The sequence below is a fragment of the Streptomyces sp. NPDC056452 genome (assembly GCF_042796085.1).
In the GTDB taxonomy this organism is placed as follows: Bacteria; Actinomycetota; Actinomycetes; order Streptomycetales; family Streptomycetaceae; genus Streptomyces.
In genome coordinates this window covers 68,928-82,431 of sequence record NZ_JBHTRI010000036.1, presented here as the reverse complement: position 1 = coordinate 82,431, position 13,504 = coordinate 68,928, and the positions used below count along the sequence as shown (strand labels likewise).

9 protein-coding genes are annotated in these 13,504 nt (G+C 70.8%); all 9 read right to left on the bottom strand.

Annotated elements, in window-relative coordinates; genetic code table 11:
* Positions 1-86: 86 nt before the first annotated feature.
* A complete protein-coding gene (locus tag ACFQ6X_RS29380; protein ID WP_383185794.1) occupies positions 87-1,853 on the bottom strand; it encodes a discoidin domain-containing protein in 1,767 nt (588 codons plus the stop codon).
* Positions 1,854-1,945: 92 nt separating this feature from the next.
* On the bottom strand, positions 1,946-3,061 hold the full coding sequence (locus ACFQ6X_RS29375) for a DUF1996 domain-containing protein (RefSeq protein ID WP_383185792.1): 1,116 nt from the start codon (positions 3,059-3,061) through the stop codon (positions 1,946-1,948).
* A 593-nt stretch (positions 3,062-3,654) separates the two neighbouring features.
* On the bottom strand, positions 3,655-4,788 hold the full coding sequence (locus tag ACFQ6X_RS29370) for a S1 family peptidase (RefSeq protein ID WP_383185803.1): 1,134 nt from the start codon (positions 4,786-4,788) through the stop codon (positions 3,655-3,657).
* A 231-nt stretch (positions 4,789-5,019) separates the two neighbouring features.
* Entirely contained in the window at positions 5,020-6,528 is a 1,509-nt protein-coding gene (locus ACFQ6X_RS29365; protein WP_383185790.1) for a carboxylesterase/lipase family protein, read from the bottom strand.
* 186 nt (positions 6,529-6,714) lie between these two features.
* Positions 6,715-8,199 carry a UDP-N-acetylmuramoyl-L-alanyl-D-glutamate--2,6-diaminopimelate ligase gene (locus ACFQ6X_RS29360; protein WP_383185801.1) on the bottom strand — a complete coding sequence of 495 codons (1,485 nt, stop codon included), beginning with the start codon at positions 8,197-8,199 and terminating at the stop codon, positions 6,715-6,717.
* Positions 8,200-8,564: 365 nt separating this feature from the next.
* The gene (locus tag ACFQ6X_RS29355) at positions 8,565-10,118 is read right to left on the bottom strand and encodes an ABC transporter ATP-binding protein (protein ID WP_383185788.1); all 1,554 of its coding nucleotides are present in this window, start codon (positions 10,116-10,118) and stop codon (positions 8,565-8,567) included.
* The gene (locus tag ACFQ6X_RS29350; protein WP_383185786.1) at positions 10,115-10,924 is read right to left on the bottom strand and encodes an ABC transporter permease; all 810 of its coding nucleotides are present in this window, start codon (positions 10,922-10,924) and stop codon (positions 10,115-10,117) included. The genes ACFQ6X_RS29355 and ACFQ6X_RS29350 overlap by 4 nt, the downstream gene beginning before the upstream one ends.
* Positions 10,921-11,874 (bottom strand): ABC transporter permease, encoded by a 954-nt coding sequence (locus ACFQ6X_RS29345; protein WP_383185784.1) that lies wholly within the window; start codon positions 11,872-11,874, stop codon positions 10,921-10,923. The genes ACFQ6X_RS29350 and ACFQ6X_RS29345 overlap by 4 nt, the downstream gene beginning before the upstream one ends.
* On the bottom strand, positions 11,871-13,466 hold the full coding sequence (locus tag ACFQ6X_RS29340) for an ABC transporter substrate-binding protein (protein WP_383185782.1): 1,596 nt from the start codon (positions 13,464-13,466) through the stop codon (positions 11,871-11,873). Before ACFQ6X_RS29340 ends, ACFQ6X_RS29345 begins: the two co-directional genes overlap by 4 nt.
* Between the last annotated feature and the right edge of the window lie 38 nt (positions 13,467-13,504).

Here is a 13,504-nt window from a genome sequence, read left to right as displayed (position 1 = left end):
GGGCCACGGATCTCCGTGGCCCGCCGCGGACTTCCCTGCCGCACCGACAGCGGGGAGAGAGACGGCGCGGCAGGTCCTACGAGCGCTCAGCTCCGGTAGACGCCGAACTCGTAGAGCGAGTAACCCCAGGGGGTGTCGCGTACCGAGGTGTTCACGCGCACGTAGCGCGCATCGCCCGCGACGTCGATGTCGTCGATGCCGCCGTTGCCCTCGGTCACGGTGTGCACGGTGGTCCAGTCCTGGCCGTTGTCCGAGGTCTGCAGCGTGTACCCCTTGGCGTATGCCGCCTCCCAGGCCAGCTGCACGTGGTCGAACGAGGTCTTCGCCCCGAGGTCGACCTGCAGCCACTGCTGGTCGGCCCAGTCGCTCGCCCAGCGGGTGTCGAAGGACCCGTCGACGGCGTTGCCCGCGGGGCAGGGGCAGCCGACGCTGTCGGGCTGGAAGGTGGAGGCGGTGGCCGGCTTGCCCGCCGCCACGTTCGTACCGCCGACCTCCGGGGGCACGACCTCGAACGACTTCGTCTCGATGCCGACGTTGCCCTTGCCGTCCGACGTCTTGAGGTAGACCTTCCACACGCCGAGCCGGTCGGGGGCGGTGACCTCGAAGGTGCCGTTGCCCTTGTCCGTGAACGGCGCGTCCGTCAACTGGCCGTTGTTGTCGAGGTACTTGCTGCCGAACAGCACCTGGTGGGTGAGCGCGTCACCGTCCGGGTCGGAGAGGGAGGCCTTCACGGTGAACGGCTTGCCCGCCTGGACCGCCGAGGCGTTGTCGACCGTCATCCCGGTGATCACGGGCGGCGTGTTGTCGCCCGAGGTGTCCGCTCCGTACGCTTCCTTGACCGCGTAGTACGAGAGCCTCTTCTGGCCGGCCGGGAGCAGGTTGAACCAGACACCGCCGAAGTCGTACTCCGTGCCGTAGTGGAAGAGCGTCGCGCCGAGCGCCACTCCGCTGTGCCCGGTGATGCACTGCCAGGCCCTGCCGTAGCCCTCGGCCTTGGCCACGTCGGTCGGCTCGTCCGGTACGCCGTTGGCGTCGTCCGGAACCTCCCACTCACCGGCGGGGCCGCCCTCGGTGACGATGTAGGGCTTGTCGAAGCCCCCGTTCTCCCAGGTCTGGCGGATGTCGCAGACGGCGCCGTAGGAGTTCACGGCGTACAGGTCGAGGTCGGGCGCGTTCTTCTTGTAGTACGGCCAGGCGCCGGTCCACGCGTCCGTCGACGTGACGGGGTGGTTGGGGTCGACTGCGTGGATCTTCTTGGTGATGTCGTTGACGAACGTCGTGTACGCGTCGCGCTGCTGCTCCAGGGCGTCACCGCTGTAGCAGTTCTGCAGACCGAGCACGGACTCGTTGCCTACGTTCCACATCAGGACACCCGCGTGGTCCTTGTAGGTCTCCACCCACTTGGGGAACTCGGCGAGCATGTTGTTCTTGTACTCGGTGTCCGTCAGGTAGTTGACGCACCCACCGCTTCCCGGACCGCCGCCCGGCTGGAGCCAGAAGCCGGCGATGACCTTGATCCCGTTGTCGGCGGCGCTGTCGAGGAGGGGTTTCGTCGTGGCGTCCGTGCCCCAGGTGCGAATGGTGTTGACGCCCATGGACTTGACGTCGGGCATGTACTTTCCGGCGTCGGCTACGGCAGGGCCCCAGGTCAGACCCTTGACCGTGTACGGCGATCCGTCGACGGTGAGCCGCCAGGCGCCCTGCGATCCCTCGACTTTCACCACGCTTCCGGCCGCCTGCGCCGCGGGCACGGGCATGATGGCCGCTCCGGCGGCTACGAGTGCGGCCACGGTGAGGCGGGCCGTCGTACGCCTGCGGCGGTGGGCCGACAGGTTGAGATGTGGCAACTTCATGGGGGGAGACACTTCCTTGCGGGAGTCGTAAGCGTTGGAGAGCGCTCTCCCCGATGGGCACACTGCACCCATCAGGGAGAGCGCAGTGGGGGTCAGGGCAGTTCGTAGTTCTCGTCCAGGACAGCACCGTCACCGGGACGGTTCTGGTCGTAGCCCCGGGCGTCGCACTGGAGACCGCCGACGACACAGTGCCTGACCATGGCGTTCAGCGTGGCGTCGTCCCAGGCGTTGAAGAAGTCGTAGTGGAAGGAGTGGCCCGTACCGCTGGCCAGCCTCACCTGCGACATGTCACCGTTGACCGGCCACGCCATCTTGAACTCGATCATCGGCAGAGCCACCGGATGCGACGTCGGGCAGACGTTCTGGTTGGCTCCCTGGGCACCCGGATAGGCCATGTGGGCCTTGTGGTCCGGGGTGTCGAGGTTCTTCCCGTCCCAGCAACTGGGCGCCTGCATACGGAGGTTGAGCTGCACGTCCGGACGGGACGGGCAGGTGGCCGGGAAGTCGAAGTTGTGGTAGCTCTCCCCGCACTCCCAACCCTCCACCCTGCCCGGGTGGTTGCGGAACTCCTCCAGCGTCTGCGTCGGACTGCCGACGACGAACCGCAGCCCCTTCGGGAAGGGCCTGACGCTCCGGTAGTCGGTCACCCCGGACTTGTAGTAGATGGTCTGCGGTCCGACCGGGCGCACCTCCTGGTTGCCGTTGTAGAGGGTCGGCATCCAGTACGCGGACAGGTCACCGGGCGCCTTGCAGGCGGTTCCGCCCCCGCCGAGCGAGGCGGTGGTGCTGTTCTCGTCCGTGGTGTCGTTGCCCATGAAGGTGTGGTTGTGGGACTTGCCGGTCTGCCCCGGGTAGACGATCGGGTCCACGGAACCGGTGTGGTTGACCGAACAGTTCGCCTGGAACTCGTGGAAGTACCGGACCGGAGGGATCTCGGCGGACGGCGTCACCCCGGTGACCGGTGGATTCGCCGGAATGTATCCGTCGCCGTCCGGGTCGTCGCCCGACGGAACGGGATCGGCCGCCGCCATGACGTGTCCCTGCATGACATGCGACGCCGCGGCGGGCTCGCCGGCCGTCTGCGGGGAGGCATCGGTTGTTCCGGCACCCGCGTTCGTGATCGCGTTGAGCCCCAGGGCCACCAGGGCCAGGGCCGTGGCGACGATGAGGGCGGACACCAGAGTGGTTCTGCTGAATCTTTCGGCCATGCGGACCTCCATGCCGCTCTTCATCCGCGCACATCGGGTGCGCAGTGGGGGGAGAGTGGAGCTGGATGGTGCACCCGGGAGGGACCGACCCAGTGCGGCTCGAGGCCGGGCCCCCTTGCGGGGACCCCTGGGAGAGCGCTCTCCAAAGCGGTGCCAGTGTTACGCCGCCGCTGAGAGCATGTCAATACTCTGTGAACGATGCGCCATGCAAGGGCAGTTGGTGCGGGCCCGCGGCAACGGCGCGAGGAGGGCCGTCTCCCGGTCGAATTCCAGCACCGGACAGCACACGCGACAGCGGGCGGGAAAGACGGGTCTCCGCCGACGGGGTGCGGGCGCACAACCCGCACGCGCAGAGTACGGGCGGAAGGGCGGGCACCAGGCCGGCGCGCGGGGTGAGAACCACCTCCGGTGCGCACGCCGTTCGGGAGAGACCGGCCGCATGGAGGAACAGGCAGCCACCTCGGCCGACGCACGAACGGCCTGCTGCGGCAGGGGGCCACCCTGACTGCCGCAGCAGACCGTCGTATTGCCGCCGGATCGCCGGGAGACCGGCGACGGCATGGGGCGGGGGCCGTGCGCGCCCCCGCGGATCGTCAGGCCGTGTGGAGCGTCAGCCCGTACCGGTTGAGGATCTCGTTGATCGGCTGGTGCCAGGTCTCGCCACCGCCGCTGCAGTTGCCCCAGCCGCCCGAAGTGACACCCTGCGCCTGGTCGCCGCTGATGAACGAGCCGCCCGAGTCACCCGGTTCGGCACACACGCTGGTCTTGGTCATCTGGTGGACGGCGCCCTGGCTGTAGTTCACCGTCTCGTTCTTGGCCAGTACGTTTCCGCAGTGCCAGTGCGTGGTGGAGCCGGAACGGCAGATCGAGGCACCTATGGGGGCCTCGTTGGAACCGCGGACCAGCTGGTCGGAGACGGTGCCCCAGCCGAGGACCACCGGGACGGTCCACCAGCCGCTGCCCACGTTCACCCAGGCGTAGTCGTTGTCCGGGAAGGACGATCCCTGGAAGTTGCCGATGGCCGAGCCGTCCCAGCCCCTGACCGCGCCGCCGGCGCCGCCGCAGTGCCCGGCGGTGACGAAGCCGCCGTGCACCGAGAAGCCGATGGAACAGCGGACGTTGCCCGTGTAGTACGGGTCGCCGCCGACCGTTCCCGCGGCAAAGGTCTGCGGTGCCGCGGCGGTCTGCTTCACTGTGACCGGCCCGGCCTTCCGCGCCTTGGCGACGAAGGCGCGGACATCGTTGTCACCCTGCTCGGAGGCGACGACGTTCACCACGACGCTGTTCGCCCTGGGATCGACGTGCCAGCTGCTGACCCCGCTCGGCGCGGAGAGTGCGTCCAGCCGGCTCTTGGCCGCGTCGAGCTGCTTCGCGGTGTGGTCGACGACGCGGACGTCGGCGCCGGTCGCCCGGACGGAACGGGCCGTCCCGCTGTCGGTGACTGCCACCGTCAGCCTGCCGCTGTCCGCGTCGAACCAGGAGCCGCCGAACGACGCTCCCGCAGCGCGTTGCGCAGGGCCCTGCAGGGCCGTTGCCGCCTTCTCGGCGGTGAGTCGCGCCTCGGCCTGACTTTTCGTCAAGCCCAGGTCCTTCTGCATCGCCGCGATCAGGGCGGCGCCGGCCCGGGGTTCGGCGGCGGAGGGGGAGTCCGCCGCGCTGGCCTGGGTGAGGCCGGCGGTTGCCCAGGTGCCGATGATGAGCAGGGCGGACAGACCGGTCCGCACCATCGTCGTATGTCTCAAGGGAGTGCCCCTTCGTGTTGTTCCAGCTTCGTGGGGGTGGAACAGGAAGCATCCGAGAGTGTTCTGAGAGCGCTCTCAGAAGTGCCGCAACGGACTGTAGTGCAGATCGATAGACAGGTCCATGCCAATGACAGCCCGGTTGGGCAGATGCACTCATCCGGTGAGCCGTCAGCAGTCCTGCTGTCACAGGAAACGGACGACTCGGCAGGGTCCCGGTCAGGGTGCCAGCAGCGGAAGCCCGGCTCCGCGCCACCCTGTACGGAACGTCTCCCATGCGTCGCGGGAGTCGCCGGCGGCGGTGTCCCAGATCCTCACCGCGCCCGTGGAATCGTCGATCGTCGGCCACCCTGGATCGCCGGTGGCGACGAAGCCGGCCCACGCCCGCACCATGCGCCCCGAGAGCTCGTGATCGGCGGGGGCCGGAGGGCCGCCCACAAGGAAGTGGACGCTCTCCTCGTGGAGGTTGCCGAAGGCGAACGGGATGTCCGCGCAGTGCCAGGCACGGACGGGTTCGCCCCGGCCACCGCGCTGCCGGGCGAACCGGGACAGGAAGGCCCGGCCGCCTGCCCGTGCGTGGGATTCGGCGAGTCTGCTGCTGTACTCGCCGAACAGCAGGTCTCCGTACACGGCGAGGAAGACATCGAGTACGGGAGCACCGGGCATGAGTGCGCGGTAGCCGTCCAGCAGCGCCGCGGGCAGCTGGAAGTCCGAGGCGAAGAGGGCGAGTTGTTCCTCCGTGGTGATCTTCGCGCTGCTGCCGACGGCGTCCAGCAGCCAGTACTCCTCGGTCGTGTGGCAGACAAGCAGGTCGACACCGGACGCGCCGCCGGCGGCGGACGCCGTCAGGGGGTCCAGCGGAAGTGTGTCACCGCCCGACACCGGCCCGTAGATGGCCGGGTCGTAGTGGCGCTGTCCCGATGCCGGATCACGGCGGTAGGCGTCGGCCACGGCGTCCGAGGCGTCGACGAGGGCGCCCGGGGAGGCGGAGAAGAGGCCGTCGTACGTGGCCGGTACGCCCGCTGCGGCGGCCACCTCCCGGGTGGTGCGGGCGGCGGATTCCGGGGAGGCGCAGGAGTTCACGGCGCTGTGTGCGACGGCACGTCGGAACAGTCCGCGCGCCCGGTCCATCGCCATCAGGCAGGCCACTGATGTCGCTCCGGAGGACTGTCCGGCCACGGTGACGTTGTCGGCGGCGCCGCCGAACGCGGCGATGTGCTCCCGCACCCACTCCAGGGCGGCGATCTGGTCGAGCAGGCCCCGGTTGTCCGGGCAGGGCTCCCCGCCGACGGGCGGGACGTGTCCGAACCCCTCGAAGCCGAGACGGTAGTTGAGCGTGACCACGACGAGTCCGTGTCCGGCGACGGCCGTGCCGTCGAAGTCGGGCTGCGCGGAGGAGCCGAAGACGTAGGCTCCGCCGTGGATCCAGACGAGCACCGGGAGCGCGTCGCCGAGGCCGCCCGGGGTCCAGATGTTGAGGCTGAGGACGTCCTCGTCGCCGGGTGACCAGCGGGGCGCTCCGGGCAGTTGTGCGGACTGCGGGGCGACGGGTCCGAACGCCGCGCAGTCCCTGATGCCGTCCCAGGCGGCGGCAGGGCGCGGGGCCCGGAACCGGCCGACGCCGAACGGCGGTGCGGCGTACGGGATTCCGCGCAGCACGACGACTCCGGGATTGCTCGCGGCCCGCAGTCCGCGGACCGCTCCCGACCTCGTCCTGAACACCGTCATCCGCGCTCCCCCGTTGCGTCCACCGCCCCCTCGGACGGCACGGTGTTCAGCCTTTCATCGGGCGGGCTGTCCTGGCCAACACCAAGATCGCATCCGCTGACGCACTTCCGATGTGAATCGGGGCCCGGCCCTGTGGGGCCGGGGTGACGTGTCCCGCCGGGGCCTGCCGCGGGACGTGCGGCGGACCTACAGCGGGCTCTGCGGCAGGGCGATCTCGCGCACGGTGGCCATGTCGCTGAACGGGATCAGCTCGTCGCCGACGATCTGGTGGGGCTCGCTCCCCTTGCCCGCGATCAGCACGATGTCGTCCGGGCCTGCCGCGGACAGGGCGAACTCGATGGCGCTGCGGCGGTCGGCGCGGCGTTCGAAGGGGGTGCCGGTCGCCTCGATGCCGGGTGCGACCTGGTCCAGGATCGCCTCGGGGTCCTCGTGGCGCGGGTTGTCCGAGGTGAGGACGCACAGGTCGGAGTGGGTACCGGCGATCGTTCCCATCTCGGCCCGCTTGGTGGTGTCCCTGTCGCCGCCGCAGCCGAAGACGGTGATGACCTTGGCCGGGGCGAAGCCGCGGATGGTGCCGAGGACCTTGTTCAGCGAGTCCGGGGAGTGCGCGTAGTCCACGATCACCGATGTTCCCTGCGGTGTCGTGAAGCGTTCGAACCGGCCCGGGATCTGCGGCATCCGCTCGAGCGCGGCGACCAGCCCGGCGAGGTCGTGTCCCAGGAGGTGGCAGGCGGCCACCGTGGCCAGCGCGTTCGCCACCGAGAACCGGCCGGGTGAGGGGATCGCCGCCGGGTACTTACGGCCGTCGTGGTGCAGCGTGAAGCGGGTGCCCGAGGCGTCGACGGAGAGGTCGGTCGCCCGGTAGTCCGCATCGGTGTCGAGGGCGTAGGTGGTCACCGCCCCGGGCATCAACGCCTGGATGCCGGCTCCCACCGGGTCGTCCGCGTTGACCACGGCACGCCGGCACAGCCCCTGGAAGAGGCGCAGCTTCGCGTCCCGGTAGTGCTCCATCGTTCCGTGGTCGTCCAGGTGGTCCTGGCTCAGGTTGGTGAAGACACCCACGTCGATGAAGGTGCGGTCCACACGGTGGGTGAGCAGGCCCATCGATGTGGCCTCCAGGACCACATGGCCCACTCCCCTGTCGCGCATGCACCCCAGCAGGTACTGCAGGTCGGGCGATTCCGGTGTGGTCAGCACGGACTGGGGCATCGGGATCAGCTCGTCGCCGATGCGGCTGCCGGCGGTGCCGATGACGCCGCTGCGCACGCCCTCGGAGATCCGCAGCACGGACTCGACCATGTACGAGACGGAGGTCTTCCCGTTGGTGCCCGTGATCGCCACCATGTCCATCTGCTTCCCCGGCTCGCCGAAGTAGCGCGATGCGACGACCGCGGCCGCGACACGGGTGTCCGGCACCCGCACGACGCAGACGTCGGCCGCTGCGGCGGGCAGCACGCAGTTGTCGTCCACGATGACCGCCACCGCGCCCCGGGCAAGGGCGGGGGCCACGGATTCCGGGCCGCCCTCGACATGTCCCGGCACCGCGATGAACAGGGATCCCGGTGCCACCCGGTCGGCGTCGAAGGTCGTTCCCGCGGTGATCCAGGTCTTCTCCGGGTCTCCCTGGAGTAGGTCGTGGTCCTGCCCGGCCAGCAGCGCGCTCAGCTTCAAGATGTTCCCTTCGAGGGTGGCTGTGGCCGTGGTGGGGCCGTCGCCGGGGCGCAGCGACGGCGGTGCGCCGAAGCTGCGGTGGTGAAGTGGGGCTCGTGCGCCGTTGCGACGAGCGGTGTGCGACGAGCGAGGTGCCATGGGCGGTACGCGTGGCGGAGCAGCGGGACGGGGCAGAGCCCAGGTCAGGAACCGCTGAAGATCGCTAGCCGTGTCCGTGCAGGACGGTGCGGCAGCTCGCGGACGCATCGAGGGCGGCCTGGTGCAGGCACTTCCCCATGACACTGATGCGACCCATGAGCCGAGTGTACGTCCGTACAGGTGATCCGGATTCCGCTTTGCCGAGGTGAGGCGGCCGTGCGGCCCGGTCAGGGGCGTGCGGCCGCCCCCCGGCGCCTCGACGCACCGAGCAGCGCCACGGTGAAGGGGTGGCTCGGTGCGGTCAGGATCTGTTCCCCGGTGCCCTCCTCGACCACCTCGCCACCGTCCAGTACGACGATGCGCTCCGCCCGGGCCGCGGTGTCCAGGTCGTGGGTGACGAGCACGATGCCGAGACCGTTCACTCGCCGGACCGGTGCGGCGAGCAGGTCCAGCAGGGAGCGGCGGGCCACCGGGTCGAGTCCCGAGGTGATCTCGTCGCACACCAGCACCCGGGGCCGGGCGAGCAGTGCCCTGGCGAGCGCCGCACGCTGGAGTTCGCCGCCGGAGAGCCGCCCCGGGAGCCTCCGTACGAGCTCGTCCCCCAGCCCCAGGTCCGCGAGGGTCTGCCGGGCCTCCCGCACCGCCTCCTCGCGGCCGGTTCCCCGCAGCCGTACTGCCGTGCGTGCCACCTGGTCCAGAACGGGCCGGTGTTCGTCGAAGGCCGCCCGCGCGTCCTGGAAGACGTACTGCACGGCGGCGAGCTGCTCGCGGCTCCGGGCCCGCAGGCTCCGCGGCAGGGCCTCGCCGTCGAGCGACACGTCCCCTTCGTGGTCGCGGTGGAGTCCGGCGAGGCACCGCGCGAGCGTGGTCTTGCCGCTGCCCGAGCGGCCGACGACGGCGAGGCATTCACCGGTACGGAGGACGAGTCCGGCCACACTCAGCACCCGGACGGGTGCGCCCCCGGCGCGGTGGTGGGCGACGAGCCGGTCGACCCGCAGCACCTCCGTCCCGGGGCCGGTGCTCCGTGCTTCCGTTTCCGGCACGGTCGCCGGTCCGGCCAGCAGCTCCTGCGTCCACGGATGTGCGGGGGTCGCGAGCACGCGGTGCGTCGGCCCGTGTTCCACCACACGTCCGCCCCGCATCACCAGTACCTCGTCCGCGAGTTCGCGTACGACGTCCATGTCGTGGCTGAGCAGCACGACGGCGATGCCCCTGCGGGCCACCGCCGCCAGCCGGCCGACGATGCGGCGCTTGGTCAGGGCGTCCTGCCCGGTGGTGGGCTCGTCGGCGACGACGATGCGGGCGCCGAGCAGCAGCGCCTGGGCGATGACGACACGCTGCTGCTGCCCCCCGGACAACTGGTGCGGAAAGCGTTCCAGCAGCGCTTCGGCATCGGGGAGCTGGGCGTGTCCGAGCGCTTCGATCACGCGCTGTCTCGCTGCCGTACGACGCCGGGCCAGGGGCAGGCCGCGCACCTGCTGCCGTGCCATGTCGTGCAGCAGGGCGCCGATGCGGCGGGCCGGGTTGAGGACGGCCGCGGGATGCTGGGGGACATGGGCGACCCGGGTGTCGTGCACCCGTACCTCGCCCGTCACGCGGGCGCCCGCGGGGTACTCACCGAGGAGGGCGAGGCCGGTCGTCGTCTTGCCGCTGCCGGACGCGCCGACGAGTGCCGTGACCGTGCCGGCCCGGACCTGGAGGCTGACGCGGTCGACGAGGGCGCGTCCGTCGATCTCGACGCTCAGGCGGCTGATCTCGGCGAGTACGGGGTGCTGGTTCATGGGCGTCGGCCCTTCCTGGGCGGCGTGCGGCTTTCCATGGCCGCGTCGACGAGCAGGTTGCTGCCCATGGTCAGCGCGACGATGAGCAGGGCGGGTACGAGGACCGCCCACGGCTGGACGAGCAGCCCGGTCCGGTTGCGGTCCACCATCACGGCCCAGTCCGTGGCGTCCGGGGCGACCCCGATGCCCAGGAAGGCAGCTGTGGCGACGAGGTAGAGCACTCCGGTCAGCCGGATCCCGGCGTCGGCTGCCAGGGTCCGCAGGATGGACCGTCCGACGTAGCCGACGGCGATGCGCCACCAGTTCTCGCCCTGCATCCGCAGCGCCTCCACGGCGGGCCGGGAGGCCGCTTCCGCGGCAGCCGCGCGCACGATGCGGGCGGCGTCCGGGACGGAGACGAAGGCGACCAGCAGGGCGAGGCCGAGGGCACCCGGCGGGAAAGCGGCCGCGACCAGAAGGATCATGAGGAGCGAGGGCACGGCGAGCAGGACGTCCAGCGGGCGCATCAGCAGTTCCTCCAGCCAGCTGCGGTGGGTGAGGGCGCTGATCAACCCGAGGGGCAGGGCGACCAGGTAGGCGAGGGCCGTCGCCACGAGCGCGACCAGGACCACGGACCGTCCGCCGAGCATCACCTGGTCCAGGACGTCACGGCCGACGAAGTCGGTGCCGAGCCAGTGGCCGCCGCCGAGTGTGAAGGAGGCGGCGCGGGCCGAGGGTTCGCCCGCGAGGAGCGGCCCGAGGACGGCAAGGCCGAGCGGCACTCCGGCGACGGCCGCACCGGGGCCGTACCTCCCGAGCCGCTTCACGCCGCCACCCCCGACCGAGGCGCGAAGCGGTGGGTGACGAGGTCGGCGCCGAGGTTGATGACGACCGTGGCGAGGCCGAAGACCACGGCGAGCCCCTGCACCACGGGGATGTCGCGGTCGGCCACCGCGTTCATGAGTACGGTGCCGAGTCCGGGGATCACGAACAGCGCCTCCACGACGACGACTCCGCACAGCAGCCAGTCGACGGTGCGGGCGAGCTGCTGGGTGGCGGGAGCGAGGGCGTTGGGCAGTGCGTGCCCGTACCGGATGCGTGCGCCGGAGATTCCGTAGCGGCGCGCCTGGGCGGAGTACGGGGCGGCGAGCGCCTCGATCATTCCCGCCCGGACCAGCCGGGACAGCGAGCAGACCGGCCGCGCGAGCAGCACCAGGACAGGCAGCACGAGGGCGGCCGGATGGGCGAGCAGATCGGTGCCGTAGCCCACGGCGGTCGGCGGGAACCAGCCGAGCCGGAGGGCGAACACGCTGACCAGCAGTACTCCCAGGGCGAATTCGGGGACGGCGTAGACGCCGAGGGTCGCCGAGCTGATGAGCCGGTCCGTGAGGCGGCCCTCGTGGCGGGCGGCGAGCACTCCGAGGCCGACTCCGACGGGGACCAGGAGGAACAGGGTGAGGGCCGCGAGGAGCAGGGTCGGTCCGAAGCCGTCCGCGAGGAAGGCCGCCACGGGCCGGCCGGAGGTGAGCGAGGTCCCGAAGTCACCGTGCAGGAGGCCCGTCGCCCAGTCGGCCAGCCGGATGTGCGCGGGTTCGTCGAGTTCCATCGCCTCGCGTACGGCGGCGATGCGTGCCGGGTCGGGCTGGTCACCGGCGAAGGCCACGGCGGCGTCGCCGGGCAGTGCCTCGGTGAGTGCGAAGACCAGCAGCACGACGGCCCCGGTCTGCGCCACGCCGAGGAGCAGCCGCCGGGCGATCCAGGAACGCAGTCCGTTCACGCCAGCCAGACCTTGTCGAAGCGCGCCCAGTCCAGGGTGTTGGCGGGTGCCTCGCGCGCGACGCCCCGTACGGAGCGTGCGGTGCCGAGGATCCAGTCCCCGAACCCCCAGACGAGGAACCCGCCCCTGGAGTGCAGTTGTCGCTGCATGCGGCCGTAGAGGGCATCGCGTCCCGCCTTGTCCTTGGTGGACTGGGCCTGCTGGTAGAGCGTGTCGAAGCTCTTGTCCTGCCACTTGGTCGCGTTGGTGGTGGAGCCGATGAGCAGCCGCTGGGAGATGTGCGACTCGATGGGCATGGCCCCGGACCGGTAGCAGCACAGGGTGCCGGAGTCGAGGATGTCCTTCCAGTAGGAGTCCTTGCTACCCATCCGGACGGAGACGGTGACCCCGGCGCGGGCCGCCTGGTCGCGGAAGATCCCGGCGGCTTCGGTGAACCCCGCGGCGACGGCCGATGTGTCGAGGGTGACCTTCAGGTTCTCCGCGCCGGCCTGCTTGAGTAGGTGGCGGGCGCGGTCGATGTCCTGTACGCGTTGCGGGAGTTCGTCCGCGTAGTACTCGTACCCCTTGCCGAAGAGGTCGTTGCCGATCTCGCCCGCGCCGGAGAGCGCACCGTCCACGAGTTCCTTGCGGCCGGCGATGTGGAAGAACGCCTCGCGGACGCGGGGGTCGTCGAAGGGCGGCCGGTCGGTCTTCATGGCGAAGGCCTGCATGGCGCTGTTCCGCAACCGGACGATCTCGATGCTGCCGGCCTTCTCGTGTGCGCGGCCGGTGGCGGGGTTCAGCTCGTGCGCGTACTCGACCTGGCCGCCGAGGAGGGCGTTGACGCGGGCGGACTCCTCGTTGGCGACGACGAACTCGAGCTCGTCGAGGTGCGGGGCGCCGTCCCAGTAGTCGTCGTTGCGGCGCAGGACGGTGGAGCGACCGGGCGCGAAGGAGACGAACCGGAAGGGCCCCGAGCCGACCGGCTGCCGGTCGAATCCCGTGGCGCCGTCCGGGACGATGTACGTGCCGAACGCGGCGAGCACGTTGGGGAATTCGGCCGTCGGCCGCTTGAGTACGAACTCGACGGTCCGCTCCCCCGTGGCGCGACTCGCCTTCAGGTCGATGGGCTCCAGGGAGGCCCGTGCCCGGTACGCCTTCTCCGGATCGGCGATGCGGCGGTAGCTGTACAGGACGTCGGCGGCGGTCACAGGCTTCCCGTCGTGGAAGGCGGCCTGCCGCAGGGTGACGGTCCAGCGGTCGAGCCCTGCGTTCGGCTCCCACTTCTCGGCCAGTCGCGGCGTGGCGGACAGGTCCGCGCCGTAGTCGGCGAGTTTGTCGAAGAGTGCCTTGGCACGGGCCGCGTCCGCGAAGAGGTTGCCCAGGTGGGGGTCGAGCGTCTCGCTCGCACCACCGCCCGCGAAGGCGGCGCGCAGCCGTCCGCCGCGTCGTGGCGTGCCCTCTCCTCCGCCGGCGGCACTGTCGGTGGTACCGCTGCCGGAGCATCCGGTGAGTGCGAGGGCGCCGAGGCCGGCCGCTCCCCCGGCCGCGGCCAGGAAGCCGCGCCTGCGAAGGCCGGGGTAACTGTCTTGTGTACTGGGAGAATTGGGCATGACTGATCTCCTGTTGACGGAAGGTGTGGAAGGTGGTT

Bases quoted from the DNA above. Each gene is read 5' to 3' on its own strand.
- ACFQ6X_RS29380 (WP_383185794.1), bottom strand. From the start codon at position 1,853: ATGAAGTTGCCACATCTCAACCTGTCGGCCCACCGCCGCAGGCGTACG.
- ACFQ6X_RS29375 (WP_383185792.1), bottom strand. From the start codon at position 3,061: ATGGCCGAAAGATTCAGCAGAACCACTCTGGTGTCCGCCCTCATCGTC.
- ACFQ6X_RS29370 (WP_383185803.1), bottom strand. From the start codon at position 4,788: ATGGTGCGGACCGGTCTGTCCGCCCTGCTCATCATCGGCACCTGGGCA.
- ACFQ6X_RS29365 (WP_383185790.1), bottom strand. From the start codon at position 6,528: ATGACGGTGTTCAGGACGAGGTCGGGAGCGGTCCGCGGACTGCGGGCC.
- ACFQ6X_RS29355 (WP_383185788.1), bottom strand. From the start codon at position 10,118: ATGAACCAGCACCCCGTACTCGCCGAGATCAGCCGCCTGAGCGTCGAG.
- ACFQ6X_RS29340 (WP_383185782.1), bottom strand. From the start codon at position 13,466: ATGCCCAATTCTCCCAGTACACAAGACAGTTACCCCGGCCTTCGCAGG.